26 protein-coding genes are annotated in these 25,397 nt (G+C 44.4%); 13 read left to right on the top strand and 13 right to left on the bottom strand.

Translation table 11 applies throughout. The features are described from left to right. Nucleotides 1–244: 244 nt before the first annotated feature. The 4 genes from M2444_RS11740 to M2444_RS11725 all read left to right on the top strand — a co-directional run bounded on the left by M2444_RS11740 (nt 245) and on the right by M2444_RS11725 (nt 9,445). Entirely contained in the window at nt 245–679 is a 435-nt protein-coding gene (locus tag M2444_RS11740) for a CcdC protein domain-containing protein (RefSeq protein ID WP_094874134.1), read from the top strand. Nucleotides 680–708: 29 nt separating this feature from the next. Next, complete coding sequence (locus M2444_RS11735; RefSeq protein WP_280787044.1) at nt 709–1,830, top strand: sensor histidine kinase; 1,122 nt, start codon at nt 709–711, stop codon at nt 1,828–1,830. Nucleotides 1,831–1,951: 121 nt separating this feature from the next. Beyond that, complete coding sequence (locus M2444_RS11730; protein ID WP_280787043.1) at nt 1,952–2,626, top strand: response regulator; 675 nt, start codon at nt 1,952–1,954, stop codon at nt 2,624–2,626. Between the two features lie 867 nt (nt 2,627–3,493). After that, nucleotides 3,494–9,445, top strand: coding sequence for an S-layer homology domain-containing protein (locus tag M2444_RS11725; RefSeq protein ID WP_280787042.1), 5,952 nt, complete (start codon nt 3,494–3,496; stop codon nt 9,443–9,445). 115 nt (nt 9,446–9,560) lie between these two features. Here M2444_RS11725 and M2444_RS11720 read toward each other — a convergent pair whose 3' ends face one another. From M2444_RS11720 to M2444_RS11695, 6 genes are read right to left on the bottom strand one after another with little or no spacing between them, the layout of a single operon-like run. After that, nucleotides 9,561–10,691, bottom strand: coding sequence for a YheC/YheD family endospore coat-associated protein (locus M2444_RS11720; protein WP_094878383.1), 1,131 nt, complete (start codon nt 10,689–10,691; stop codon nt 9,561–9,563). After that, the gene (locus M2444_RS11715; protein WP_094878382.1) at nt 10,673–11,191 is read right to left on the bottom strand and encodes a GNAT family N-acetyltransferase; all 519 of its coding nucleotides are present in this window, start codon (nt 11,189–11,191) and stop codon (nt 10,673–10,675) included. Before M2444_RS11715 ends, M2444_RS11720 begins: the two co-directional genes overlap by 19 nt. Nucleotides 11,192–11,216: 25 nt before the next feature. Beyond that, nucleotides 11,217–12,329 (bottom strand): YheC/YheD family endospore coat-associated protein, encoded by a 1,113-nt coding sequence (locus M2444_RS11710; RefSeq protein WP_280787041.1) that lies wholly within the window; start codon nt 12,327–12,329, stop codon nt 11,217–11,219. Further along, nucleotides 12,326–13,699, bottom strand: coding sequence for a YheC/YheD family endospore coat-associated protein (locus M2444_RS11705; RefSeq protein ID WP_094874142.1), 1,374 nt, complete (start codon nt 13,697–13,699; stop codon nt 12,326–12,328). Before M2444_RS11705 ends, M2444_RS11710 begins: the two co-directional genes overlap by 4 nt. Beyond that, nucleotides 13,700–14,878 carry a YheC/YheD family endospore coat-associated protein gene (locus M2444_RS11700; protein WP_280787040.1) on the bottom strand — a complete coding sequence of 393 codons (1,179 nt, stop codon included), beginning with the start codon at nt 14,876–14,878 and terminating at the stop codon, nt 13,700–13,702. Between the two features lie 10 nt (nt 14,879–14,888). After that, nucleotides 14,889–16,256, bottom strand: a complete 1,368-nt coding sequence (locus M2444_RS11695; RefSeq protein WP_280787039.1) for a YheC/YheD family endospore coat-associated protein — start codon at nt 16,254–16,256, stop codon at nt 14,889–14,891. A 330-nt stretch (nt 16,257–16,586) separates the two neighbouring features. Here M2444_RS11695 and M2444_RS11690 point away from each other — a divergent pair, with 330 nt between their 5' ends. Beyond that, nucleotides 16,587–16,925, top strand: coding sequence for a YlbF/YmcA family competence regulator (locus tag M2444_RS11690; protein WP_076121521.1), 339 nt, complete (start codon nt 16,587–16,589; stop codon nt 16,923–16,925). 124 nt (nt 16,926–17,049) lie between these two features. Here the strand turns inward: M2444_RS11690 and M2444_RS11685 are convergent, their stop codons facing one another. Next, the gene (locus M2444_RS11685) at nt 17,050–17,625 is read right to left on the bottom strand and encodes an LURP-one-related family protein (protein WP_094874145.1); all 576 of its coding nucleotides are present in this window, start codon (nt 17,623–17,625) and stop codon (nt 17,050–17,052) included. A gap of 193 nt (nt 17,626–17,818) precedes the next feature. Between M2444_RS11685 and M2444_RS11680 the strand changes: the two genes are divergently transcribed. Continuing rightward, nucleotides 17,819–18,103, top strand: a complete 285-nt coding sequence (locus M2444_RS11680) for a hypothetical protein (RefSeq protein ID WP_094874146.1) — start codon at nt 17,819–17,821, stop codon at nt 18,101–18,103. A 308-nt stretch (nt 18,104–18,411) separates the two neighbouring features. Here M2444_RS11680 and M2444_RS11675 read toward each other — a convergent pair whose 3' ends face one another. From M2444_RS11675 to M2444_RS11655, 5 genes are all read right to left on the bottom strand, one after another. Beyond that, a complete protein-coding gene (locus M2444_RS11675) occupies nt 18,412–18,552 on the bottom strand; it encodes a hypothetical protein (RefSeq protein WP_179085720.1) in 141 nt (46 codons plus the stop codon). Nucleotides 18,553–18,654: 102 nt separating this feature from the next. Beyond that, a complete protein-coding gene (locus M2444_RS11670; protein WP_280787038.1) occupies nt 18,655–19,488 on the bottom strand; it encodes a YhfM domain-containing protein in 834 nt (277 codons plus the stop codon). A 252-nt stretch (nt 19,489–19,740) separates the two neighbouring features. Beyond that, complete coding sequence (locus M2444_RS11665; protein WP_280787037.1) at nt 19,741–20,940, bottom strand: tyrosine-type recombinase/integrase; 1,200 nt, start codon at nt 20,938–20,940, stop codon at nt 19,741–19,743. Between the two features lie 17 nt (nt 20,941–20,957). Continuing rightward, entirely contained in the window at nt 20,958–21,845 is an 888-nt protein-coding gene (locus M2444_RS11660; RefSeq protein WP_280787036.1) for an ImmA/IrrE family metallo-endopeptidase, read from the bottom strand. A 79-nt stretch (nt 21,846–21,924) separates the two neighbouring features. Then, nucleotides 21,925–22,335 carry a helix-turn-helix domain-containing protein gene (locus M2444_RS11655; protein ID WP_280787035.1) on the bottom strand — a complete coding sequence of 137 codons (411 nt, stop codon included), beginning with the start codon at nt 22,333–22,335 and terminating at the stop codon, nt 21,925–21,927. Nucleotides 22,336–22,499: 164 nt separating this feature from the next. Between M2444_RS11655 and M2444_RS11650 the strand changes: the two genes are divergently transcribed. From M2444_RS11650 to M2444_RS11635, 4 genes are all read left to right on the top strand, one after another. Next, a complete protein-coding gene (locus M2444_RS11650; protein WP_280787034.1) occupies nt 22,500–22,754 on the top strand; it encodes a helix-turn-helix domain-containing protein in 255 nt (84 codons plus the stop codon). Then, nucleotides 22,755–23,054, top strand: coding sequence for a DNA-binding protein (locus M2444_RS11645; RefSeq protein ID WP_280787033.1), 300 nt, complete (start codon nt 22,755–22,757; stop codon nt 23,052–23,054). Between the two features lie 132 nt (nt 23,055–23,186). After that, complete coding sequence (locus M2444_RS11640) at nt 23,187–23,702, top strand: XRE family transcriptional regulator (RefSeq protein WP_280787032.1); 516 nt, start codon at nt 23,187–23,189, stop codon at nt 23,700–23,702. A 9-nt stretch (nt 23,703–23,711) separates the two neighbouring features. Further along, nucleotides 23,712–24,002 (top strand): hypothetical protein, encoded by a 291-nt coding sequence (locus M2444_RS11635; RefSeq protein WP_280787031.1) that lies wholly within the window; start codon nt 23,712–23,714, stop codon nt 24,000–24,002. 38 nt (nt 24,003–24,040) lie between these two features. Here M2444_RS11635 and M2444_RS11630 read toward each other — a convergent pair whose 3' ends face one another. Next, on the bottom strand, nt 24,041–24,415 hold the full coding sequence (locus M2444_RS11630; protein WP_280787030.1) for an HIRAN domain-containing protein: 375 nt from the start codon (nt 24,413–24,415) through the stop codon (nt 24,041–24,043). 88 nt (nt 24,416–24,503) lie between these two features. Between M2444_RS11630 and M2444_RS11625 the strand changes: the two genes are divergently transcribed. The 3 genes from M2444_RS11625 (at nt 24,504) to M2444_RS11615 (ending at nt 25,375) form a co-directional block, all read left to right on the top strand. Continuing rightward, entirely contained in the window at nt 24,504–24,716 is a 213-nt protein-coding gene (locus tag M2444_RS11625; protein ID WP_280787029.1) for a hypothetical protein, read from the top strand. 158 nt (nt 24,717–24,874) lie between these two features. Further along, nucleotides 24,875–25,177: a hypothetical protein gene (locus tag M2444_RS11620; RefSeq protein ID WP_280787028.1), complete on the top strand. Its 303-nt coding sequence runs from the start codon at nt 24,875–24,877 to the stop codon at nt 25,175–25,177. Between the two features lie 15 nt (nt 25,178–25,192). Beyond that, nucleotides 25,193–25,375: a hypothetical protein gene (locus M2444_RS11615; protein WP_280787027.1), complete on the top strand. Its 183-nt coding sequence runs from the start codon at nt 25,193–25,195 to the stop codon at nt 25,373–25,375. Nucleotides 25,376–25,397: the final 22 nt, after the last annotated feature.

Below are 25,397 nucleotides of genomic sequence, written 5' to 3'. Positions count from 1 at the left end.
ATAACGGCTTGAGTTTTTTCATCTGTACTGTACCTGGTCATAAAAAAACTGCACCTCCAAATGTTAGATGTGTCTAACAATTGGGGTGCAGTTCAGAATGGGCGGTTTTTTTGCATTCGCATCGTTTAATACCTTCCGGTTGAGTTCAGAATCCATCTGTGGATGGACTTCAACATGCCGGAGTTCAATTAAGCTTAAAGTATTATTTTCAACAAATATAGAAAAACGAAAGAGGGTGACCAACATGCTCAACTATGTAATTGTTGTAATTGTTGTGATGTTATTAGCATTACGAGAGAAAGAGGTGAAAGCCTCCCGCTTATGGATATTGCCTGCTGTACTTGCATACTCCCTTCTGTCTGGTATTGGCAAGTCTGTAATTACTCCAGTTGGAATCCTGCTGTGTATCGTGTGCTTGATCGTTGGATTAGCTGCGGGTGCTTGGAGAGGAAAGCTAATGAAGGTGCGTATTCATCCTGTTACAGGTAGAATAACTTCTAAAGGCTCTTTGGCCAGCATCGTTATTTTTATTGTGATTATGCTCATTCGTCAACTGGCAGGCGCGTGGGGGGCACATTATTCTGTGCTCTCCTTAAGTACGGCGATGCTTTTTATTCCGCTGGGTAACATCTGTGCAAGCCGCTATTTTCTCTATTTAAAGGTGCAACGTTTGCAGTAATAAACCCAAAAATATTTAATTGAAATGGGATGGATATCATTAAACAGACCTTTGCAGCGGTTTGGCTGTCTATTTCGGTTCAGGTTAGAAACGTTATTTTAAGCTTGCTATTGTGCTTTAGTCTTGTTGGTCTTCTGAAGGAGGCGGCTTGGACAGAGTTAGTCATAGGAATATTAATCCGGCTTCCTTACCTTATTTTGATTTGGGTTCCAGAGTGGCTTCGGGGTAATCGTGTGCGTATAGCTGCTGTGGTGATAATCTGGATAGTCACGGTTTCCTATGCTATTTTTTTTAATGTAGCCAATGGAGCTGCTGAATTCATCTTCTATCTTATAGGATACCTTGTGTTAAGCTTACCGATTTACACATCTCTTTTGCTAACTACAGTCATAATTAGTATGGATGCATTCATTTTTGGAATTTGTCAAATGGCACCTAATCAGATCCTGATCTTTTCCATTGCCCATGCAGGAACCTATATTTTATTTTGGGGGAGCAGAGTAAAACGTGAAACTAATGAAGCTGCTAAACGCCATTATGAGGAATTGCGGGAGGTTCATGCGCAGCTAAAACAAACGCATGAAGAACTGCAAGATACACATCGGGAGTTGGAGGAGGCGACTGTACGTTTACTACATTATGCAGTGCTTGAAGAGCGAAGTCGGATTTCTATGGATCTTCATGACAGCATCGGCAATGGGTTAACATCCGCGATTGTACAGCTTCAAGCTTTACCCTATATGATGAAAAAAGACGCCGCAGAAGCGGATAAAGCAATGATTACTATTCTGAACTTAGTTAAACATAGCTTGCAAGAAGTACGTACGGTTGCACACCGGATGGGCAGCGATGAAGTTGGGCTTGATTTAGTTGCTTTATCCAGTTTGGTTAATCAGGTACGGGAAATGGCAGGGTTTACAATTAAGTTCTTCACTCCTGAACCTACGAGTCTTTGGACTCCAGAGACTTCTGAATTACTATATCGTACGCTTCAAGAAGCGCTGACGAATGTTATTCGCCATGCCCAGGCTTCAGAGGTTGAAATATGTATCTCGGAGATTGAAGGCAAACTAGCGATGTCTGTGGAGGATAATGGCATATACAGCGAAGAGCATGCCGTTGTTCCTGGCTCTTTGGTCTATCCAGTATGAAGGCTCGTTGCGAAAGAGCTGGAGGTTCTTTAAGTGTTGAAGCTGTGAAGCCACAGGGGATGAAATTGACACTTAACATTCCACTGCATGATACGAAAGATAGAACAAGAGGTGAGAAGTTATGACCACCCCAAGTATCCGGGTGCTTTTGGCTGATGATCAGCATCTGGTAAGACATGGCTTGCGGTTTATTATTAATGCTCAAGAGGATATGGAGGTAGTAGGTGAAGCATCTGGTGGCCATGAGGCCGTCCTATTGGCAGTTCAAGTTGAACCCCATGTATTGCTGATGGATGTACAAATGCATGAGGGAGATGGGATTGATGCGACCCGTAGAATTGTTGAAACTCTGCCGTATTGCAAAGTGGTTTTCCTAACTACTTTTGACCAAGAAGACTACGTATACCGAGGAATCCGCGCAGGGGCAGTAGGATACTTACTTAAGGATGCTGCACCTGACGAATTGGTTGATGCTGTGCGTGCCGCATACCGTGGGGAGGCTATTTATCGTACAACTGTAGCTGCCAAAGTGATTGGTCAAGCTGTGCGGTCAGCCCCTGAGGATGAAGCGTTGGATTCAGCTTCATATGAACCATTGCTTGATCCATTTACAGAAAGGGAATTGCAAGTTCTACAGCAGATGGCTTATGGATTGCGCAACGAGCAGATTGCCCGTAAACTCTATATTGGTGAGAGTACGGTTAAGACTCATGTGCATCGAATTCTCCAGAAAATTCAAGTCGATGACCGCACACAAGCGGTCGTATTTGCAATCAGGAATCGGTATGTAAAATAAGATAATATGCAGATAACTAAGCGGCGACTTGCTTTCAGCTTTCAAATAAAAAATAGGTCGCCGATTTTGTAGTTCTTCGTATACATAAACAAAGGAGATAATCCGATAATTAGTTAAATGGGAATATTTACAATTCATATGATGAGAAACTGGGAAGTAAGTCTAAGGAGCATAAAAATGATAATGAGTTTTCTTTTTATTGCTTTAAGTGCTGGAATTGGAATAGGAATGTGGTTTTTAGTTATAGGCATAGTCTTATCTATTGGTGGTGGAGACATATTTACAGCACCTCAATATGATTCCTTATTTTTTTATAGTGCTGTTCTTTTATTGTGCATTGTGAGTTATCTATGGTTCATAAAACATCTATTAGATAAAAATTTGCAACTTCTGCTCTTTATCTGTATGGGCACCACGATGCTCTTTTTTTTCCTTCCCTATTTTTTGAACTAATCAAAATATTAAGAAATAAACAAACGACCGCCTTTCTGCATTCTGCAAAGAAGCGGTTATTTTGTTGTTGATTATTATACCTCTCGGCAGTTTTCATAACCCATGCAGGCAGAGCGCCAATGAGCCATCGTTTGCTCTGTTTTTTTATACTGCGGGTAAATATCTCGACACCAATCGAGTTTTTGTGAGTTTTTTGTGAGATTGATTTGGTTTTATGAAACTACATCATTCTCTTAAAGGAGGAGTGCAGGTGCTCAAACTGAAAGATTGGCACGAATTGGACATCCTGCCTGTTAGCAAGTTTCCCTGTTGGGATTGGCAGGTAGTAAACATTCGCTGCTTCCAGCCATCATCTTTCTTACACCGGAAAAGTGAATGCAGTAAAAAATGACTATAAGGAATGGAGAGTGAACAATGAAGAGGTATAAGCTGTTAGCGATAATGTTGGTGCTATCTATGGTATTGTCCATCGTTCCTGTTGCTCCTGCAACAGTAAATGCGGCTGCAGATGGAGCGGGGGCAAGGGCCGAATATGGCGGATTAGGCGGAACTGAGCTTTTCCTGGGAGGGAAATATATAGAGCTTGGAATCAGCAACTGGGGCGATTTCGGCACCGAGGGCAATAAACCCGCGGACTTCCGCGGAACAAACAGTAGAAGTAATCTTGGCATGAGTGCAGACCATGACGGCTATGGCACTGGTCTGGATCTGCCGGTGGATTATTATTTGCCGGGGTCTCCCGAGGAACGGTTCGCTGTAGGGTATAAGGTGGACGGAAATACATATGCGAAATCCAATTCGGCTGTGATGAACACCAAGCAAATGCCGACAACGGTATTGAATACCTCGCAGAAGGAGAAAGGGCTCCTGAGTGCGACTATCGTCTCAACTTGGGCCGGAACAATGGAAATTAAGCAGGTTATAAGCTTTAAAGAAGATTACAAGTTCTACCGTAATGACGTCACACTTAAGAATCTCTCCGACCAGACCTGGGATGGGGCGAGGTATATGCGTTCAATGGATCCGGATAATACGGTAGACCAGGGCGGATCATATGTAACGGCTAATAGGGTAACTCATACTGTAGAGGAGGATGGCGTTGCTGTCGTAGAAGCGAAGACCAATTCGGACGCAGATCCACTCTATAAAGCATTTGGTTCGAGAGCACCTATTTTCTTTTACTCAAGCAATCCGCAGGCTAAGGCATCCGTATTCGGATTTACCAATGTAGATCCTTATACCTCTGAGGCGTATGACAGTCCGAAGCCTAAAAATCAGGAAGTGGTGGCTGATGCGGGTATCACGATGACCTGGGATTCGGGAGCTCTGGCTCCAAGTGAGAGTAAGAGTTTCACCTACTACACGAGCCTGGACGAGCGGGACTTCAAAGAGGTCCTCGCGGAAATTGAGCTGGATGAGGGCAGCACCGCTCTGACTGAGACGGAGGCCAATGATGGTACGGTGAAGGGCAACCAAAAGGTCAATATCCTTGGAGCTACGCTTACCGATCGGATTGACGTGAACAATATTCGGATCAACAACCTGCCTGCCGGACTGGGCTTTGAGGTGACTCGGCTGAGTGATACCGAACTTAACTTCAAGCTGACCGGTGCAGCGGTAAACCACAGCAAGGAATTTAGTGTAGATAACTTGTCTGTGACAGTCGGCAAAGAGAATCTGATGGGGACATCCTCTGATTTGACAACCAAGACCTTTGGTCTTACCTTTATTGATCCAGCTATGCTGAGCTTGGATAAAGGCCTTGTCTCGGAAGCCGTATACGGCAGCGGACAGATTACCGAGACATTGCTTTTGTCCGTTACCAGCGGCAAATTTGCTTCGGATATTGGTTCAACTGATATCAAGATTCGAAATCTTCCTGAAGGGCTAAGCACGACATTGAAGAGAATCTCTGATAAGGAGCTTCAAATCGGCTTTGACGGTATCGCATTGGAGACGGAGGACATATACAATGCCTACGTAACAGTAGCGGCTGATAAGCTTGTCGGAAGTCCGACATCTCTAAGCACGAATACGTTTAAGATTGATTTTAAGGACAAGGAGCCTTTTCTGGTCGTTCACTCCCCTGTTTATGAATCCGATCTTAATGATGGCAGCATTGCCGATGCATTGGTCCTGGAACTCAAGAACGGAATCTTTGATGCATCCGTTGCAGATTCAGTATACGCGGTGAATTGGCCGGCTGGACTGGATGTAGGCGGTATTATGATTGATAATCCTACCCAAATGACCTTATCTATTGCCGGACATGCAGACAGTCATGAAATCACGGATAGTATAAATAATGCGGAGGTGACGGTTGCGGGTATCCCGTCAACAACCTTCTCGGTCTTATTCCGTTCTCCGCCGCCGATCATTATGGCTTCTCCAGATATTCTCCATGACGCGGGCGATGGCTCAGTTGCGGAGACCTTAACGGTAACCCTGAAGAACGGCAGATTTACCGATGAGGTTAACGCTGGTGTAACGATCAATAACCTACCGGATGGATTGGACTTCACTGTGGTTCGCATCAGTGACACTATACTCGAAGTCCATTTTACGGGACAGGTAACGAAGAAATTTGATGCTGCCGCGTTTGCTTCGGTCACAGTTGATCCTGCCATTGTCATTGACGCTGCAGCATCACTCACCTCGAATAACTTCGATTTGCAGGTGCCGGATGCAACTTCTCTAATTGTTCGCGATATGACTGATCTTACCTGGGACGCGATCCGGGAAAAGAATATCCAGCAAGCTTCTGTCACCTCGGATGTTTATCTTCCTGAAGAGGGTGCTTACGGAAGTAAGATTATCTGGACATCTACGAATGAAGCAGTCATCTCGCTTGACGGTACCGTTACTAGACCTTCATTCGCAAAAGGGGATCAAGAGGTTACCTTAACAGCGGAGTTCAGGAATGGTTCCTCTGTCCGGACGAAGACCTTTATTCTTAATGTCAAAAAAACAGCGGGTACCGATGAGCAGTCGGTTACTGAAGATTTAGATCGGTTGACCTGGGAGATGATTCGGGCCGATAACGAGCGCCAAGAGGGCGTGAAGACGCTGCTAGAGCTGTTGAAGGAAGGTAACAACGGCAGCAGCATCACCTGGAGTACGTCGGATAAGAAAATCATTGATACAGACGGCAAGGTAACGCGTCCTGGTTATCTGGAAGGGAACCAGACGGTAACCTTGATTGCGACAGTAAGCAAGGGTGAAGCTGTCCAGACGAAGGAATTCGTTGTGACAGTCATCAAGCAGCCGAAGACAGACAGTGAAGCCGTAAGCGAAGACCTGGCAGGGCTGACCTGGAAGATGATCCGGGCTGATAATGAGCACCAGGAGGACGTGAAGACACTGTTGAAACTGCTGAAGGAAGGAAGCAACGGCAGCAGCATTGCCTGGAGTACGTCAAATGCGGAAGTCATCGGCACAGACGGCAAGGTAACACGTCCTGGTTATCTGGAAGGGGACCAGACGGTAACTCTGACTGCAGTGGTAAGCAAGGGTGAAGCAACCTTAACGAAAGAGTTTGTCCTTAACGTTAAGGCAAAGCTTGCGGATGTTAATGATCAATTGGATGAAGAAATTTCTTTGTTGAGAATCGGCTATACCGATCAGGATACGGCAGACAGTGTAACGCATAATATTAAGCTGATCTCGGAGGGCTTTTATAATTCCGAAGTAGTATGGACTAGTCATAGGAGCGATATTGTCAGTAACACAGGTGAAATCAAACGACCGTTGAAGGATACGATTGTCAGATTGACCGCTCGTGTAACGAAGGATGGCTTCTTTCATGAAAAGGACTTTTACATCACGGTTAAGGGAACCAGTCTGGTTGATCTTCCCCAGGATGAACTTAATGTGAATATTGGATATGCATCGGGAGATTCCGAGACTTCTGTAAAGAAAAATGTATTTTTGACAACCAAAGGAGATACCGGTTCCTTATTGACTTGGACATCGAGTAATCCTGATATTCTCTCCAACAATGGGCGGATTAGCAGACCCGGTCCGGATGAAGAGGACGTAAAGGTAGTGCTTACCGTGCAGCTTGCCGATCCGGACAAGCCGGATGAATCTAGAATGAAGACGTTTACGGTCATTGTTAAAAAGTTGAGTGATCAAGAAGCAGTGGATGAGGCAGCAAGAAATCTGAAGATAGACGATGCTGCAATTTTTGCGGAAGGTGACATTTGGGAAAGTGTAACTGAAGGCTTCGTGCTGCTGCAGACTGGAAAGTACAGCACTGATATTACATGGACCTCTAACCATCCGGCAGTCATCGGAATTGAGCAGAACGCTAAAGAAGCAAAGGGCAGAGTGAACCGGAAAAATGAGGAGACCAACGTCATTCTGACCGCAACCTTTAGCAGAAAAGGCAAAACTGCAACCAAAAAATATCTGCTGATTGTCAAGGCGCTAGGTGTGACAAAGGACGGAGCTATCCGTCATGCCACCTCCAGACAGGCCGAGTTGTCCATCAATAACGATGGCAATACGCTGCAGCAAGGCATCAACATACTAAGAACCAACATGTCGGATGGGACTAATATTGATACAATCATTGTGGACGACGATACAATGTTTAATTTGGTGGAAGCTGTGAATCCGAATGATCCGGATCTGGCGAATCGAAGTCTGACCATAAATCACGTGGACGATTCTTCTGCACTTGCGGACGAGATAGCTATAGAAATTCCAGCATCGGCCATATTGACCCTTGCAGGACGTAATATTACATTGGATATCGTCACTCGGCTGGGATCCATTCATTTGGATGAAGCGAGTATCAAGCAGTTGGAAGCTGCAGGTACAGACTTGTATTTCAGAATTGTACCGGTAAATGATTTGAAGGAACAGAAGAACTTCCAGACGAACGCCATTAATATCGGTACTACGAAGTTGTCACTAGCCAGTGACCAGACTCTTAAAGTGCAGGGAATACCGCGAGGAATTGAGACCAACTACAGTGGGATCACTACGATTATCCGGATTCCATTGTCTGAGTTGGCTAACCAGATTCCTGTTGAAAGCTCCAGTGCCAGAGATGCCTTCCTAGATCGCCTAAGAATCTATGTTGAGCATAGTGACGGTGATATTGTGGTGTATTCTCCTCTGCGGATTGGGTACACCGCTGAAGGTAGACCGGATTTTGTAGAGTTCCAGATCGACAAATTCAGTATTTTCCAGATGGTTCAAATCGCAGCTAAGGAACCGGGCGACTCTCAGAACCCTGGCAACTCTAATGTTGTCAGCACTGATCCAGCACCAGCAAAAGTACCAGCAGACAGTAGAAGTACTGAACTGACTGGCGAGAAGCTGAAGGAACTCCAGGATCAGGATGGAGTGATTAAGGTTGAAACCGACTTAGGTACTATTAAGCTGAATGCTGGTAATGTAAGTCTGGATAAAATCCAGAAGCTGTTTGGACAAGAACATATGAATCCGAAAGACCTTGTGATTCGTGTAGGATTAACCGCAGCCGATCCGAGCTACATTGAAGGATTCAAGCTTGCAGCCAAGAGGAAGCAGGTCCAGCCCGTAGGTCAACCTGTTAAGTTCTATATCGAAGCTTCGTATAAAAATCAGACCCGATCCGTATCCAGTCAAGGTTTGGGAGAATATTCGTTGCCAGTACCGGAAGGAATGAAGATTACAACAGGTGTTCTCTACAAGGATGGCGAGATTTATCATCAGCCAACTTATGTAAATATAGAGAATGGACGTTATTATGCGCGTATTAACAGTCTCGAGACCGGTGTCTTCGGATTAATCTGGAATCCGGAAGAGTTTCAGGATGTCGAGCAGCATTGGAGCAAACAGGATGTTAATGTAATGGGCTCCAGGCTCGTTGCGAACGGCACGAGCGATACGCTCTATGAGCCTCAGCGTGCAATCACCAGAGCGGAATTCACGGCTATGATGGTCAGAGCTTTGGGAATTGTCAATTATGATAAGCGTTCTGTTTCCTTCAGTGATGTCCCGGCAGATGTGTGGTATGAACGGGAAATGGAAGTTGCGATAGAGAGGGGGCTGATTGCCGGTTATCCTGACGAAACGTTCAGACCGAATAACAGCATCACCCGACAAGAAGCAATGACCATCGTCAGCAGAGCGATGAAAATTACGGAGCTAGTGTCTTCCCGCAGTGAAGAGCAGTATTTAGAGCTGCTTCAGTCCTTTACGGATTCGAAGTCGATCGCCAAATGGGCAGAAAAAGACGTGAAAATGAATCTTTCTGCCGGCATCATTGTAGGTAGAAATGAGCGGCTGGCGCCTAACGAGAATATAACTCGTGCCGAAGCAGCCGCTGCAGTAAGAAGACTTCTGATTCAGTCCGGAATCATAAATCCATAATGGCAGCAATGAATTCATAAATGCTGCTTTAGCCAAAATGAAAAAAACGACGCAACAAACAACCGCACTTTCTGCATCCTGCAGAGTGGCGGTTGTTTTGTTTTTGTGTATCATATTATTCCTCAGTAGTCTTAGCCGACGCTGGGGCACCTTTATTATTATATAACCATAGCGCATACTCCAAAGGACGTACTAGTGCTTTACGATACGTGTTGCCGTCCCCAGAGCGGGCAAACACTTCACGGGCAGGTTTTGGATTAACCTCCAGCACATAGATTCTTCCTTCACGATCTATAGCGAGGTCCAGAGCGAGCTCACATAAGGCTCCGAAACTTTCTTCCAGGAAAGCAGCGGCATCAAGTCCTAACCTCTCGGCAGTTTTCATAACCTTATCGGTTTTATCCTGACTACCCAGCCATTCCTTTAGCAGCGTTTCCGCCCGAACGGCGTGCCCACCGCCATGAAGATTGGAGGTTACGCTTCGGGCCGCTCCGACTCTTGCTGCCATACCTGTCAGTTCCCAGATTCCTTGCCCATTTTTTTGAACGAGCATGCGGTAATCATGGAAACGTCCGCCAGGCAGACGAAGTGGGATCCCCTGTTGGACGAGGAAACGTCCACCAATACACCATTGTCGAACGATAGAATCCAATCGGGAGGCAGAGACCTTTCGGGGTGGAATAATCCGGCGATCTTGACGACGGCCTTGAATATCAAAGCCCCCTTTACTACCCTTCACCCGTTCAATTCTAAGGATACCGCGTCCACCTGTGCCGTTTGCTGGCTTGATATAGAGTACCGGGCTCTGCTTCAGCATTCGGTGCAGATCGGCAGAGGAATGATACAGTAATGTTTCTGGCATATGCTGCCGGAAGCGACTCTTTTGTGAGAACGTTTGGTGTATGGTCCATTTGTTGCGCAGTGGACGATTCAGAAACAGCAGATGTTTATAGCGTTCACGGAAACGAAGCAATTGCTGAAAGCGCGTGCTGCGCTGGATACGGCAACGGTCATAAATCATGTTCGGGAAGGAACGCCATTTACGTGACCATTTCCCGCTCTTTAGATCAAAGACAAGAGCATGGATCTGCTCTTTGCTGGGATGGACATCCATGGGGGTAAACACAAAAATATCCAAGCCCATTCGATTACCCTCAATGATCATTCTCCGGTACACGGCCTTTTCTTCAAGCTGCTTGGCTTCATTTATATACAAAGTAAGAATGCCTAAGACGGGCTCTGGCACAGGAGTTCACCTTCTTGTGGAGAGTTTGTAGTACTGACGGTATTCTGTGGTGACCGGATCAATAAAGTTGGCTTGCCAGTAGGGCCACTAGTAAGCGCCACTGCGGCAAGACCAACGTTGAAACACATTTTCAGACTGGCTGTATTATCGCTGGCAACACTGCATTCGAGACGCCCTAAACGATTTAACTGGGCGGCCATAAGGGCGGTGCCTGTATGCCTATTTCGGTATAAGGGATGCACGGCAACGAGACAGGCCTCTTCACCGAAACCGGATACGAAGCTTACGCCTGCTAGCTGGCGCCCATTCTGACCGCGTACGGTGGCGACAAGCAGCGAGACACCTGGCTCTGACAACTGTTCTGGAGTTAATCGGGCCATTACCTTGCAAGCTTGGTTTGTAATCCGACGCTCCCCATGCTCTCTTATAAACGCAAGCAGTCCGGTTAACCGCGATTTCCACTTTTTAGCATCAGTGTCGTAGATGGAGGATATCTGCATGCAGTGTCACATCCTTTAATGAATTCTACTTGGAATGGCGTGCTAAGTGCTGACCATATTGAAAGATTCGCTCCAAAGAAAGCTTGCGAATCGCAGGCTCATCAAATTTCATCGGCCGGGAGTTCGCTTCAAAGAACCAGAGTCCACCGTTCTCATCGACACCGAGATCCATTGACATCTCCCCGAGCATAGAATCAGAGGCTCTTTCAATTTGTCTGGCAATTAACAGAGCAGTTGTAGGTACACTTTTTAAGATAGAGGCTGCTCTTTCGGTTCCAAATGTGCTTTCCAGCATGGTGGAGGGCTCCTCGATACTTCCGCCACGAGGTACATGCGTAGTGATGCTGCGGGCACCAGCTAGACGCGCACCTATGCCGGTCATTGCCCAGCCGCCTCTGCCGTTTTTCTGTAGAAGTACACGCAGATCAAAGGGTCGTCCTCGGTGAGTCGCTAGTTCAATAGCTTGCTGTACGATATAGCGTGAGCTTCCCTTTTCTTTTCCTATCCGTGCCCAGAGGCGTTCTACTGAGGCAGCTTTGTAGGTCACATTTTTTTTGCCGCTTTGAATTTGCAGCCGATAGGGTAAGGTGGTATCTGCACGGTATTTTAAACGCATAATTCCTTTACCTGCTTTGCCATTCTCAGGTTTAAGATAGAGACTGGTATGATTATTTAGCATGGCGATAAGCGTATTTGCACTGCGTAAACGTCTAGTTTTTGGAACATGCTTCGAGGTAGCATACGAGCCTTTCAACCATTCAAATAGACTCCATTTATTGAAAAAATATGGATTATATAGCTCAATGCCTGGATGTTCCAGGCATTGAGCTATTTTGCGTACGACAGCAGGTTTTTCCTCATCCTCACGGGTAGGAATTCGGTTATAGATGATTTGTGGAAGAGGTACAGGAATGCTGTACCATATTCTTCCGCTGGATGATGGGACATAACCGTTCACCATCCGTTCCTCGAGCTTCAAGTCACGGACAGTGACGACGTAGACAAGAAATCCCAGCTCCTTGCCTGTGCGGATGATGTCCCGGAAGTTATTACGGTTGCCATTAAATTGCCTTACTTTATCGCTGGTTGTCAGTATGGCAATAACGGGTTTTGTTTCATCCGGAATATGGGTGTTCACATCTCATCCCTCCTGCGGAATTTGCTGAGGTATAGACAATGCTCCAAAATGTGCTCGATGGAAGCTTTGCCCTCAGCGCGCAGGGAAGGATGACGGAAGATGGAACGTCCTGGTTTGGCGTTGGCCTCGAACATCCAGATGTCTTCATCCTGATCAATGCCGAGATCAAAGCCAATTTCACCGAGCAAATGACGATGCTGGATTTCTAAGGATTCTGCCAGCTTAATGGCTGTACTCTTCGCACGCTGTAATACTTCATCTGCTCTGCCCCCGAATACACGCCCGAGCGCCTGCCCAGGTGTAAGCAAAGCCCCCCCATTTTTAAGGTGAGTGGTGACACTGCCTCGGCCGGCTTTTTTAGCGCCTATGCCGACTACAATCCATTGATTACTGCCGTTTTTATGCATATGGAATCGGAAATCAATCGGGCAGCCATCAATTTCAATCAAACGTATTCCTTGTTGGACGATATAATTTTGCAGGCCTTGACCGTGTCGTGACCGAAGCATACGCATAAGGCTTTCAAAGGTAGTGAAGCGCAGAAGTACGTTTTTTCCACCCTTGCGGTAGCGGGCAAAATACCCTTTTTTCGGCAGATAAGTGAGTCGGTAAATCCCGTGACCCAGGCTGCCTGCGGAAGGTTTATAGTACACAAAGTGGTGGCGATCCAACATTTCTCTCATTTTTTCGGAAGAGGGATTGCTGTGGGTCTCAGGTACGTAACGGTTTGCAGCTCCGTCATTTTCTAGCAACCGATAAATATCGGATTTATTGAAAAAGCTCCAGTTGAAGTAAGGGATTTTCTTACGCATAAATCGTTCGCGAAGCTGGTTGATATAAGGTGAAGTCTCCGCTCTCCGACTGGGTAGCCGATTGTAGACAACATCAGGTAGAGGAACCATTTTACGCTCGAATTTGCCGCCTGCGGTTAAGAAATAACCATAGACTTGCTCCTGCTGCCAGTTGATATCACGCGGCATAAAGGCAAATATATAACATTTATTACTGCCTTCCCGCAGCAATTGCTTTATGAAGCCAGTGCGAGAACCGAAGGGTTGATTTGAAGATGCTGGTCCATCGGACAATACACCGACTAAAGGTCCAAGCTGTACTTCGTCATTCTGTAGATTGCGTAAATAGATCCCACCAGATTTCGGAACCTTGATAGCACTCTTTACACCAGTGGCAAGGAATAGATGATTTCCGGCACGCTTGATGGGCTTAATCATTGTCGGGATGGCATCTTTACCGAGTCTAAGGCGTATGTTCTTTTTCCCGGTTAATTTCAAGCTTTTCATCAGTGCACCTGATACATATACAACTCTTTGGGGCTGCTTAGTGAAATGCACATTGCAAAAAGTGAGACTCATTTATGAATCCTCCTTAGGAACCATTGTTATCATTCTCCCGTTTATAACGGAGCTGTCCGTAGATAGGGATGGTATCCGTCGCTGTGTGAGTAGCAGATGGCGCGCATAAGACAGTGGATTCTCGGCGGCGAGCTTAGCAGCCCGGCGGTCGCCCGTCAGCCGGAATACCGTGCGCCCTGGCTTGGAATTTGCTTCTAGTAAATGAATCCGACCGCTCGAATCAATACCGAAATCTAGGCCGAGTTCTCCAAGCCTACCGCATGCGGCCTCCAGAAGAGGAGGCAAGTATGCAGCTTCTGTAGCAAGCTCCTGCATGATGTCTTTTCCATCCTGACCATATTCTGCAAGCAAAAAGGGCAAAGGAGGAACCGCAGTTCCACCGCCATGCAGGTTCGAAGTCAATGAACCATGATTACCCAGCCGAACGGCCATGCCTGTAAGATCCCAGCGGCCGAGGCCATTCTTTTGCATCAATACACGCACATCGAACGGTTGCCCCTCACGATTAGTTAGGTGCAGATAAGGCTGTATAATATAGCGGCGTGTGCCGATAAATTCATGAATCCAGTTCAGTCCTTCATCCTGCGAGCTGAATACATATTGAAAGGGTGTATTTGTTCCATCACGCCCTCGTACTCTTATGCCTCCTCCAGAGCGTCTGTTCTGCATTATGGCATGCAATGTACGTTTGCCATGAGAGCCTGCTTTGGGTTTTAGGAAAACTCCGTATTCTCTTTCAGCAAGCATATTGCTTAACTTGCGTGTACCGGTATAAAGTACAGTTTCTGGAAGTAAAATAGCGGCTCTTCGGTTGCGCTTCAAGATCTCGTATACGCCCCATTTATCAGGTAAACCTCTTGACCAAGGTAGTGAACGGTGAAGGAAAGAGAGGGCAGACGAAGCTTCTTTTCTTTCTTTCGGACTATTGTAAAAACAACGATTATAAATGATATCTGGTGGTGTAGAGGTCGTATGGTGCCAGCTTCCGTCTTTCCATGTATAACCGGTTATAGATGACCCGTCTGCCGCTACTCCGTCCGGATGAAACACGAGGACTTTAAGGTTATATCGCGGAGCTGCACGGCATAAATGACTGCAAAATTCTGGCTCGGCAATCGGAGGATTCCCGTGGCGACGGCCCGTCATAATGCCGAGGAACCCCATAGCTGTTTCAGTCATTGTGTCCTCCTTATAAACCGGCCAAATAGCGGCAATACAGAATCATTTGCTTGACGGACGGTCTGATTTTTTGATCGTTTAGCGGTGTGTTATCGTTCTTGGAAGGTTTGGAATTAACCTCCAAGAGCCATATTCGTCCGGATTGATCCAGTGCCAGATCGATTCCGAGCTCTCCGAAATGTGCAGGGATAAAGGTTTCTACGCCTCTTGCAATGGCAAGTGCTGCTCTTGGAAGCTGAAGCTGTACGCTATCCTTGGTGCCTGGAGGAAGGCTGCTCTTGCTAACGGCTTCACGGACAGTACTAAGACTGCCACCTCTTGCTAGATTGGAGACGAAATGATTGCTTCCAGCGGTGCGAGCGACAATGGAGGTAACGCCCCATTTACCGGTACCATTCTTCTGTACAAGAGCTCGAAAATCTACAGGACGCTTACCGAGCTCCATCAAGGGCAATCCTTGTTGAATCTGGTAGCGCGTTGTTTTCATCTTGGGAGCAATAGACTGGTACAGTTTAGCTAAAGTCGGGTAGCTTTGCTTGCGTGTACCTATAGAGGTAGTTGATAACAAACGGTATCCTCCGCCTTCATCTTTGGAGATTCGGAGAATGCCTTTGCCGAGACTGCCTCGTACAGGCTTTAGAAATACGCTTGGATATTGGCTACACATCTTCTTTACCACAGCAAAACCGTTTAAAGCATGCGATTCAGGTAAATACCGCTTCAATGAAGGTTCTTGCGCTAAAGCTTCAAATACTTCTGTCTTGTCAAGAAATTTCTCGTTGAAGAAATGCGTTCCATACCGTGATTTTACATCCGCCAAAAAATGCTGTACGCTAGGTTTATTCTCCACCTTTCGCGTCGTTAGCCGATTGTTGATTACATCGGCGATGGGCAGACTCATTTTCCTCCAACCCTCGTTGTATACCCAGCCCTGGATGGAAGAGCTGCTTGTTTCCAGCGCTTCCGGGGTAAAGAAATATACATAGGCGCCTTGTGCGTGGCAGGCATTTGTTAATTCTCGACAGAACATGGTAATGGGTCCAAACAGCCTGTCGAGATTATCTGGATGGTCACGGCTGACGAGTACACCGATCAACGGTCCAAGTCGCAAGGTACGACTTACGGAGCTGTAAGAGGCGTTGAGGGTTTGCCGATGTTTCCATCCGGTCCGCCGCGCCAGTCCTTCGCTTACACGCAGGCTTTCGGATTTGGGAGCCGGGATAATGGTAACCTCCTGCCGGAAAGAGCCGAAAGCCAGCTGGAGCGTTCCGTGAGCCGGGATTTTGAGTCTTTTCATGGATCGTTCGCCAAGCATTATAGCGTTTTCCTGCAGGATGCCCGAGTGGACCGTATGGACCGGGATCTTGAATTGGGACATCGTGGATCTCCTTCCGGTAGGCAGCATGATGCCGGCAATTTGGTAGCTAAGGGTTACATATCATTCATCATATGGAGACATATGACCCTTGGTGATTGACCTACTCTTTAAAAACCTTGCCGCATCATTTCATAAGTCTGACCCAAGAAGCGAAACAAGCATGGATGAATCAATATTTGGAAACTTAAGCAACGCTTCCGAAGTGAATTTTGTACGAAGACGAATCGAGAAGTAGTGGCTCACAAAACTTAAGCTCATGCTTCCGAAGTGAGTTTTGTACGAAGTGAAATCAGGAAGCATATGCTCACAAAACTTTTAGGAGGAATCATAATGAGTATTCACGACAAAGCACATGAACTGGCGAAAGCCATTAAAGAAAGCACTGAGGTAGCGGATATCACCAACGCAATGAAACTGGTAGAAACAGATCCTGAAGCCAAGGCGATGCTCGATAACTTCCGCAATGGTCAAATGGAGCTTCAACAACGGATGATGAGCGGAGATATGCCTCCACAGGAAGAAATGGAAAAGATGGAGAAATTATTCGAGGTGCTTAACATGAATCTTGGGATTCGCCGTCTGTTCGATGCAGAACGTCGCCTGAGTGTTGTAATTGAGGATGTAAACAAGATCATTACCGAGAGCTTGTCGCAATTGTATGGCGAATAAACGCTTTTAGTAAGCGGGTATTCACCTAAAAGGTATTAAAGGTGCAATCTAAATAGGGTGCTCCCGAAGCCGGTTGGCTTTGGGAACACCCTATTTATTCTTGTGACTAGTATGAGCAAACCCGCTAATCTTGTTTTCCTTCGATTGCGCAGAGAAGAATACCAGCAGCCAAACCTAGGCGGCGATCAAGCATACCTTTGGGATCTTCAGAGAAGTCAGCGATGATTTTTGTAACAAATGGATTAAAATTTTGTTTGAAAGTAGGGATCGTTGTATCATTCATCTCGATATTATATTTTTGAGGGATAATAGAGATGAAGCGGCGGAGTAAAGCCATCGCGGTGCTATCTTCCTTGATTTTTCCGATTTCCTGATCATGGCGATCGAGAATCAGCCATTCATCTTTCAAAATCGATTTGAGTCCCTTGCGGCGCAGTGCACCAATGTGCTCGCCAGTCTCCGTATCATGCACATCATAAGTAGCGCTAAAATCGACCACATTACGGGCTTTTATTCGCAGAAGCTCCTTTTGCATAGATTCATCTGTGTACAGTGCAATATCCTCTTTTAACTTAAATGCTTTCATTTGTGAATAGAGTACAAGCTGCTCAGCATTATCATAAATATGAAGCTTCGCACCCATGATCGAAAATACCTTTTTTCGAATTATGTATTCGGTATGAGTATAAGTTGCATTCAATTCCAAATCGCCCCCTAAATGAAATTATCATCTCATATATAAGCTTTGCTAGCCATATAAATGCGTACTATTTTATATAATTTTTTGAATAGAAGTATATTTTTTATGGACTTGTCTCATATTATGGGCTTCATGTTCATAGAGTAGAGATATAGATTCAATCGAATATCTTGTCTACGAGGAGCTGTTAGTTATGAGAAAAAGAAACAAGTTTAAACATGGTGTCTATCTGTTGCTGGCGTTGGCCATGCTTTTGTATGCTCTGCCGAAGTTATCGCTTGCGAATGGGCCTAGCTGGGTATTTGGTTTTGGGGTGGTCTGGTCACTTTTCGCCTTTATGGTCATTGCGGCACATCTGCATTTTATTATCGGTGTTGATGAGGAGAAGACCAAGCGTTTGGAAGCTGTGCGAAAAGCAAAGATGGAGCAATGGCAGTCCAAATGGAAAGAAGAAACTAGAGTTACACAAAGATCATAGAATTGGGGTAGCTTCCTTAAGTAACTAGATTTGATATTCCCGTGAAAACGCCGAATGGGCGAAAAGAGGGGTATAAATCCCCTAGATTGCCGTGAAAAGCGCCGAATTAGCAGAAAGAGGGGTATAAATCCCCTAGATTGCCGTGAAAAGCACCAAATTAGCAGAAAGAGGGGTATAAATCCCCTAGATTCCCGTGAGAAGCGCCGAATTAGCTAAAAGAGGGGTATAAATCCCCTGGATTCACAGAAAAGCCCACTAGCTTAAGCCAGTGGGCTTTAAAATTGCCCCGCAAAGCAGGGGGATTAAAGTTATCTTGCACCTGTAAAAGGATTGATCTCATCGGAGAGATCTTTTCCAGCTTTCTTTTCTTCTGCAGATATCCGTTTACCTAGAGCCGCGTAGTACCATACCGCAGGAACGAGAATCGCGAGTATAAAAAGAAATTGCATAAAGTCATCCCCTTTCACCTCTCCATCATAACATATTTTCCCTTTTTTCTAGGGACTATTCTCTATTCGTCTACCCACTACCCAGTTTGTCTAACAAAAGGGTTACTCTTTACTGACAGAGCATTCCACTTCAAATACATAACTGGCGCTCCCCTGAGGCCATCTTGCTTGGATTATATACAGATGTTTTCCGCTACCTGCTGCGAGTTGAAAACTGTTATTTTCTACGGAAAGAGCTTCGTCCGGACGTTCCTCACCAGGAAATGAAGCCACCACCTCTATCTCCTTGGGTGCAGATGAGAATTTGAGTTCTACCTGGTCACGGCTGATGGCTTTGGGATGTACCTTCTGCTTGGTAACTAATTGATCGTAAGAAGCCATATCTACACAGACGCCTTTGCCATTGTCATTCCAGCAATAAGAGCCTTGAATGGCATCGAATTGCTCACCGCCGACAGTAACTTGAACGTTAGGGGGCTGTGGGTTAGTAGTGTCTGCTGGAGAATTCTTAACTTCTTTAACAGTCGATTGGAATAAGTCCAACAAATCCTTTTTGCTGATTTCTGAAAGACGGTAGTGGCCCATTTGTCCCGATTTAATGAGTAACCCACTGTTGTTTCCGACGATCCAAAAAGAGAACTCATAGCTTATGCCGCCCTTCATGTTTACGGTTGTTCTGTAATCACTTGGAGCAATATCTAATTGTCCTTTATCATATTCTGCAGTAGTTATGGCTTGAACGAAACGTTCCAAGGATGATGCTTCAGAAATAGTCGTCACCGGCTGGTCTTTTTCTATTAAGTTAATAGAAACTATTTTTTGTGCATCCAGCTCTATTTGGCTTGATTGTTTTACTTCAGTTCTCGTATTTCCACAGCCGATCAGTCCTATGAAAAGTAAAGTAATGGTAAATATTATAAACATGTTCTTATTCATATCCATAATACTCCTTTCCTCTTTCTTTAACTCTCAGACTATAAAAAAGAGGAAAAGGTTGCTAAATAACGGGCAATTAAATTCGAATTCGATGCTTATGAATCGGTTGTACTGTGCTATTCTCTCCGTGTATAATGAGTACAATTATGCACAAAGACTAAATAAATCCTTATATATATTGGTATTATTCATACTTTTTTAAAAGAAAAGTAGTGTTGAATAACGGAAAAATAACATTTCTTGCAAAAAAAATTAAAACTCCAGAACGTTTCCGAACTTTATCTTTACCTTTTCCTCGGCGCTCTGCTTCATTTTACTTGTGATATGAGTATATATCTTTAAAGTTGTCTTTGGACTCTCATGCCCGACTCTTTTCATAATGGTAGGCAAATCTACTCCGGCTTCAGTTAACATGCTAATGTGTGTGTGTCGGAATATATGAGGTGTTGCCGGCTTGGTGATGCTAGTCATCCTTAGTAAAGTTTTCATTCGGTCTAAGAACGCTTTTTGAGTATAAGGATATCCGTTAGCACGACAGAAAATGAAATTTCCATTATGAAAGTCTGAATAATTTTTTTTATATTCTTTGTGAATTTCATTTTGCTTTACTTTGAATTTTAGCAACATATCAATAATGGCCTGGTCTAAATCTATAGTCCGAACCGATCCTTTTGTTTTGGGAGGGGTTAACCGGTAATCTAGCATATTGTTGTGAGGATTGTACAGTGTTTTAGTGACCCTGATTTCATTGGTATCTTTGTTGAGATCGCTCCACTTCAGTACACTTGCTTCCCCTGGACGTAGTCCGCTAAAAGCCATCAGATAGAAAAACTCCTTATCCCGTTCCTTCCCATGTTCACGAGTTACCTTTAGGAATTCCTCCAATTCATGTATTTCTAAATATTTATCTTCTAATTTGTTCTTCTCTATATCCTCTACTGTTTGGACTTTGGACGGTATTACAACCCCCGTACAAGGGTTGTCCAATCTAAGCTTGTTTTTGATCGCAAACTTCATGATCTGATTAGCGGTGCTATGTACGCCTTCTAAAGTGCTTCTTGTGTAATCCTCACTGAATATTTTCTTAATCACTTTCTGGTAATATGCATGAGTAACTTTTTCGACTACCATATTAGCCATATGCTTATTTAGGATAGCTATCTGACTCTCACGAATTCTGACAGTACTTTCTTTAACCTCACCTAAGGCATATGTTTCTAGCCAGTCAAGAGCTACTGTCATGAATTTGGCTGATTTAGCTTTCTTTGCATCCAGTCCAAACTTCAATGCCTCTACAGCGTCTTGTGCGCGCTTTGAGGCTTCTCCTTTAGTGTCTGCACGGCGTGAAACTTGTCTTCGTTCTCCAGAAGACGGATCTGCTGGTCCTTCCATGACACATAACCATTTGTATCCTTGTTTATTTTTTGCGGGTATTTTCTTTAAGTATGCCAAGAACAACGCCTCCTTTATTAAAAATTTAAAGCATCTTCTACAGCTTCCATAGGTAGATACAGACGTGAAACTGCTATTCCGTGGCGCCAAGCCACCCTGGATAGGTTAATGGTTACATAACCTCTGCGGCTAGGAATGGAGAGATCTCCAGTGAGCACAGTTGCAAATTCTTGGGAGGCGTGTAAAGGTAAGTCGCAGCTTTCATAATTTCTAGCAACCTCAATGTCTAGTGGTTTGTCCCAGTCGAATCCCTCAGGATGTTCGATGACAAGTATTTCTGGACGGGAGCAATCTCCATCCCAGTTGTAATATGCTTGGATACGAGCTTCAGATCCACTTCCATAAGTTGAGTTATTAGAACATTCAGTTGACTCACTGATAATCTCTTCAGTTACAGAAATATATTTGAATGTGGACAAATATAGCCCCTGTCTTATTCGATCCTCGATTTGTTCAAATCTCTTCTTAGCAAAATTTAGTGGAACTTTAAATTCACGAGAAATATATCCAATTGCTTCACCTCTATTTAACGGAAGATTTATTTTTTCGATCATAAAGAAAGGAATAGCAGCGTAGAAAATAAAACGATCTGCTTCAGTTTCTTGTGCTTTAGTAAATTGCTCCGGCATCATTAATTGATTTCCAGCATGTCGGAGTAAGTGACAGAGTTCATGGAAAAACTCAAGACGTTGTGCTTCTTCCGGAAGGCGATTATCAAGAAACATGCTGTACACGCCGCTAGAAACTTCGATACCTTTGCTCTTCTTGTTATGATAATGAATCCAAACATTGAATTTTTTTGCTAATAATTCAATAGATAAATGTGATGACTCAATGATGTGATGGCTCTGGTATAATTCGGTAATCTTTCTTTCAAGAGGGGGGATTTGGTAGTTTTTAATCATGTTAGTCACCTCGTACGGGATCATATGTTCTTATTTGTGTTAAAAAGAAAAGCCATTTCTGGCTAAAGTTTATATGTGCTCAATTTTCTCCTTGAATATCTCCAGGCTTACGGCCTCTTTCTTTATCCTGTAGTATCTTGAATATTTCCCGCATTTCTTCACGACGTTCTTCGGGGGCGCTTAAATAATCCCTAAAAAAGATACCATGTTCAGGGTTGTTGATAAAAGCTTCAAATTCAGCCTGTTCTTTTTTTTCTAACTCACCATTATCCAAAGCAGAGCCTTTTTTGTTTGTTCTTCCAAGTAAGTAATCACCCGAAACATCAAAAAAATCAGCAAATGAATTGATTTCACTATCAGCTACAGGTCGTCTTCCAGATTCTATTCTTGAAAGAACACTATTGTTTATGCCGATTCGGTTAGCGAGTTCGATCTGGCTTAAATTTCTCGTTTCTCTTAATTGTCTAATGCGATCTCCTGAAATCGACATCCCAGCCACCGCCTTTATTTCTGTTTTAGCAATATGATAGTAACATTTTTCTAAAACAGAAAAAAGAATTTTGCTAAAATAACAAAATATTATTGACATTGCTATTTTAGCAATGTATATTTAGTGCATGGCTTTGCTAAATCAGCAAAGGATGGAGGTGCAAGATGGGAAATTTTAATCTTGAATTTATTAAGAAACGCCGTCAAGAATTGAACTTATCACTTCAAGAAATGGCGGAGTCACTTGGTTTTAAGAATGCTTCAACATATATGAAGTATGAGGATGGTACTTACTTATTTAAAGCGAACCACTTGCCGATTTTAGCAAATAAACTCAATGCAAACATTGAAGATTTTTTTGCTCAAAACTTTGCTGAAATAGCAAAGTCTGAATATTCCGCTACTAAGGAGGTTGTCTAAGTGAGCATTGTACTTATTGAAACTGATGAACTAGAGAAAATTATTAACAAGGCTATCTCTACTGCATTAGAAGGCCAAATGAGCAATAGCTTGCCTCCACTTCTAACCAGACAACAATTCATGGAATTACTTGAGATCGGTGCGACAAAAGCTGCAGAACTCTTCAATCGACCTGGATTCCCTGTCACAAGGGAGTTCGGTAATCCTCGAGTAATCACCCGCCTGCTTCTTCTGTGGGCAGAGGAAAACAGTGAATGGATGAGCCAGAATGCCAATGTAAGTTGGAAGTCAGCAATATAGCAAACCCGCCATGCAATACCGGCTGCGGCGGGTTGGGGAAGGCATCGGCAAGGGGAATTGCTTGAATTAATCATACATCATGCCTCTGTCCAATAGCATCCCCATAATCTGGACAAATGAGGTGGAATTCAGTTGGCAATTGGACATTTTCCTTCGGCCCTGCAAGATGTGATGAAACGTCAGGGTCATACATTAGCACAGACAGGTAGAGCCGCCAACGTAGACGGTTCACAGGTAGGAAAGATCGTCAAGGGTAGCCGTAGGGCATCCAAGCCTGTTATGAGGGCGGCAATTGAGCACTACGATGATGGACAGCTTTCACTTGCAGCTGCCGCAGATGTAACTGGTGGGGCTTTTGCCCCTTGGTTAGACAACGTAGACCTACATAGAGCAAGCGTTTTATTCAAAACTATCGAAGAAATGCAGGAAGTGCTCGAAGCTTCTGGACATGCTCCAATCAGTAAGACGAATGAACAGATCAACGAAACCGAACGTCAGGAGATAAAACGACTGCTAATGGAGACGGTGGAAGCGATCACGGCGCTGACGCACTTGGCGGTTGCTATCTGCAAGGAGTATTCATTTAGTTGGTTGGGAACTTGGAAAGATCATCGAGCCGAACTGAAAGCTAAAAACTATGTGAAATGAGGATTGTTTATGCGAATTGAAGATTTGGAAGAGCAAGCGCGGTTTGAAGCAAAGAACGCTAAGCGAAATCTGAAAATGATCAAACGCCAGGCTGAGTATATTGATCCGATAAAGTTGAAACGAAACATTCGTTGGCTGGAAATGCTGATTTGGTTGCACGAATGTGAAATGCATCATGCCAAAGAACAACATAAAAAAGCCCGCCTTGCAGGGCGGACCTCATTGAGAACCCGTTTAAAGTATCTCGTTGTGTCTATTTTACGCGAAGATAACCATAAACACAATGAGAAAACGGCGTAATTAAACAGACATTGGCTAATTGTTGATATCGCGATTACTTACTTTTCTTGAACTGAGATGATGCACCCAAAGTTCGGCTTTTCAGCATTTCCTCCGGTAATTTTCTTTATTTTTACACTGAGTCGAGTCCCGTTATCAATTATTTCTGCGAGATCAACAGCATCATGGGAATCAATGAAGCCGATCTGACCAAACTTTGTCCAGACTTCGATTGCTTCGGGATATTTTTTGCTTGGTTTTCTTTTTAAAGTAACTTCTTGATCAGGAACACATTTCTTTAATAGGTTTTGTCGATTCATACCATTGGAATTATCAAAAGAAACACCGACAACACGGAAATCAGTGTCTATGTCATTCATTGTCAGTCTATCCTGATTAGGTTTTTGTTTTCCAAATAGCCATTTAAACATCATGTCACACACCTTTCTTCCAGCTAATAACCAATATTCGACAGAAGTTATCAAAAATCCTACAGCTAGAAATTGAAAGAGGTTTAAGAGTATGGACTATGAGCATCACTTTAATAGATTTTCTGAGGTGTTTAGTAGTTTTAAAACTGAAAACAAAGACGGACATCTAGCGATGGATTTATCTAGAAGTTTCTATGTTGCCATGTCAAACGCCATTCTTAAGAGAGATTACGTGAAAGATACAGAGAAAATTACTGAATTAAAGGCTCTAAATGATGCCTATAACCATAGTTTTCCCGCCTGACGAGGCCTGAGGGATACAGGCCGAAACCCCGAAAGGGGTCGCGGATATCCGCCGTAGCTGTATCTTGCAGCGTCGAACCTTAGAAATAACCTTCCTCCGGTTTGGCGTTGCAAGATGCGGCTGACGCATCACAATTCAATTTGAAAGGGGTAAGACTTATGATTCCCAAAGAATTGCTACAGGATCGTTACTGGCGGGGGCTGATTTACATTTTTACACAACATGCAAAACTTAGCCGTTATCTTACACCAGAATTTGTCGATTTTGAAGAGTTATCTGTCCATGTGGACAAGCTCAAAAAAGCTTCTAAGGGCTGGAGCACATCAGAGAAGTTCATGCTTGCTCTGGCGCTGCACCTCTATAACGGGCGCAATAAGGTAGATTTGTCCGAGGCTGACCGTTTGGATGATAAGAACACTGAAATCGCGCTGAAAGCTCTTCGGCTTCGGTATACGGGGTAAAGGGGGGCAGCGGCGATGCTCGTACTCAGGGGTGACACAGTCCGAACAAGCTGCGGCCTGTCCGGTGAGGTGCTGGATATATGGGGCATTGCCCGACCTTGGGCTAAGCTTCGGAAGGACAATGGAGAATTAGCATTCGTCCTGCGTACGAATGTCACAGAAATTATAAATCGCCCCAAACCGAAGAAGGGAAAATGATGATTATAACAGAGGTGAGCTT

It is taken from the genome of Paenibacillus sp. PastF-3 (assembly GCF_029893135.1).
GTDB lineage: Bacteria > Bacillota > Bacilli > Paenibacillales > Paenibacillaceae > Paenibacillus_AQ > Paenibacillus_AQ nitricinens.
The sequence above is the reverse complement of the archived record's forward strand: the minus strand, read 5'-3'. Positions and strand labels throughout refer to the sequence as shown.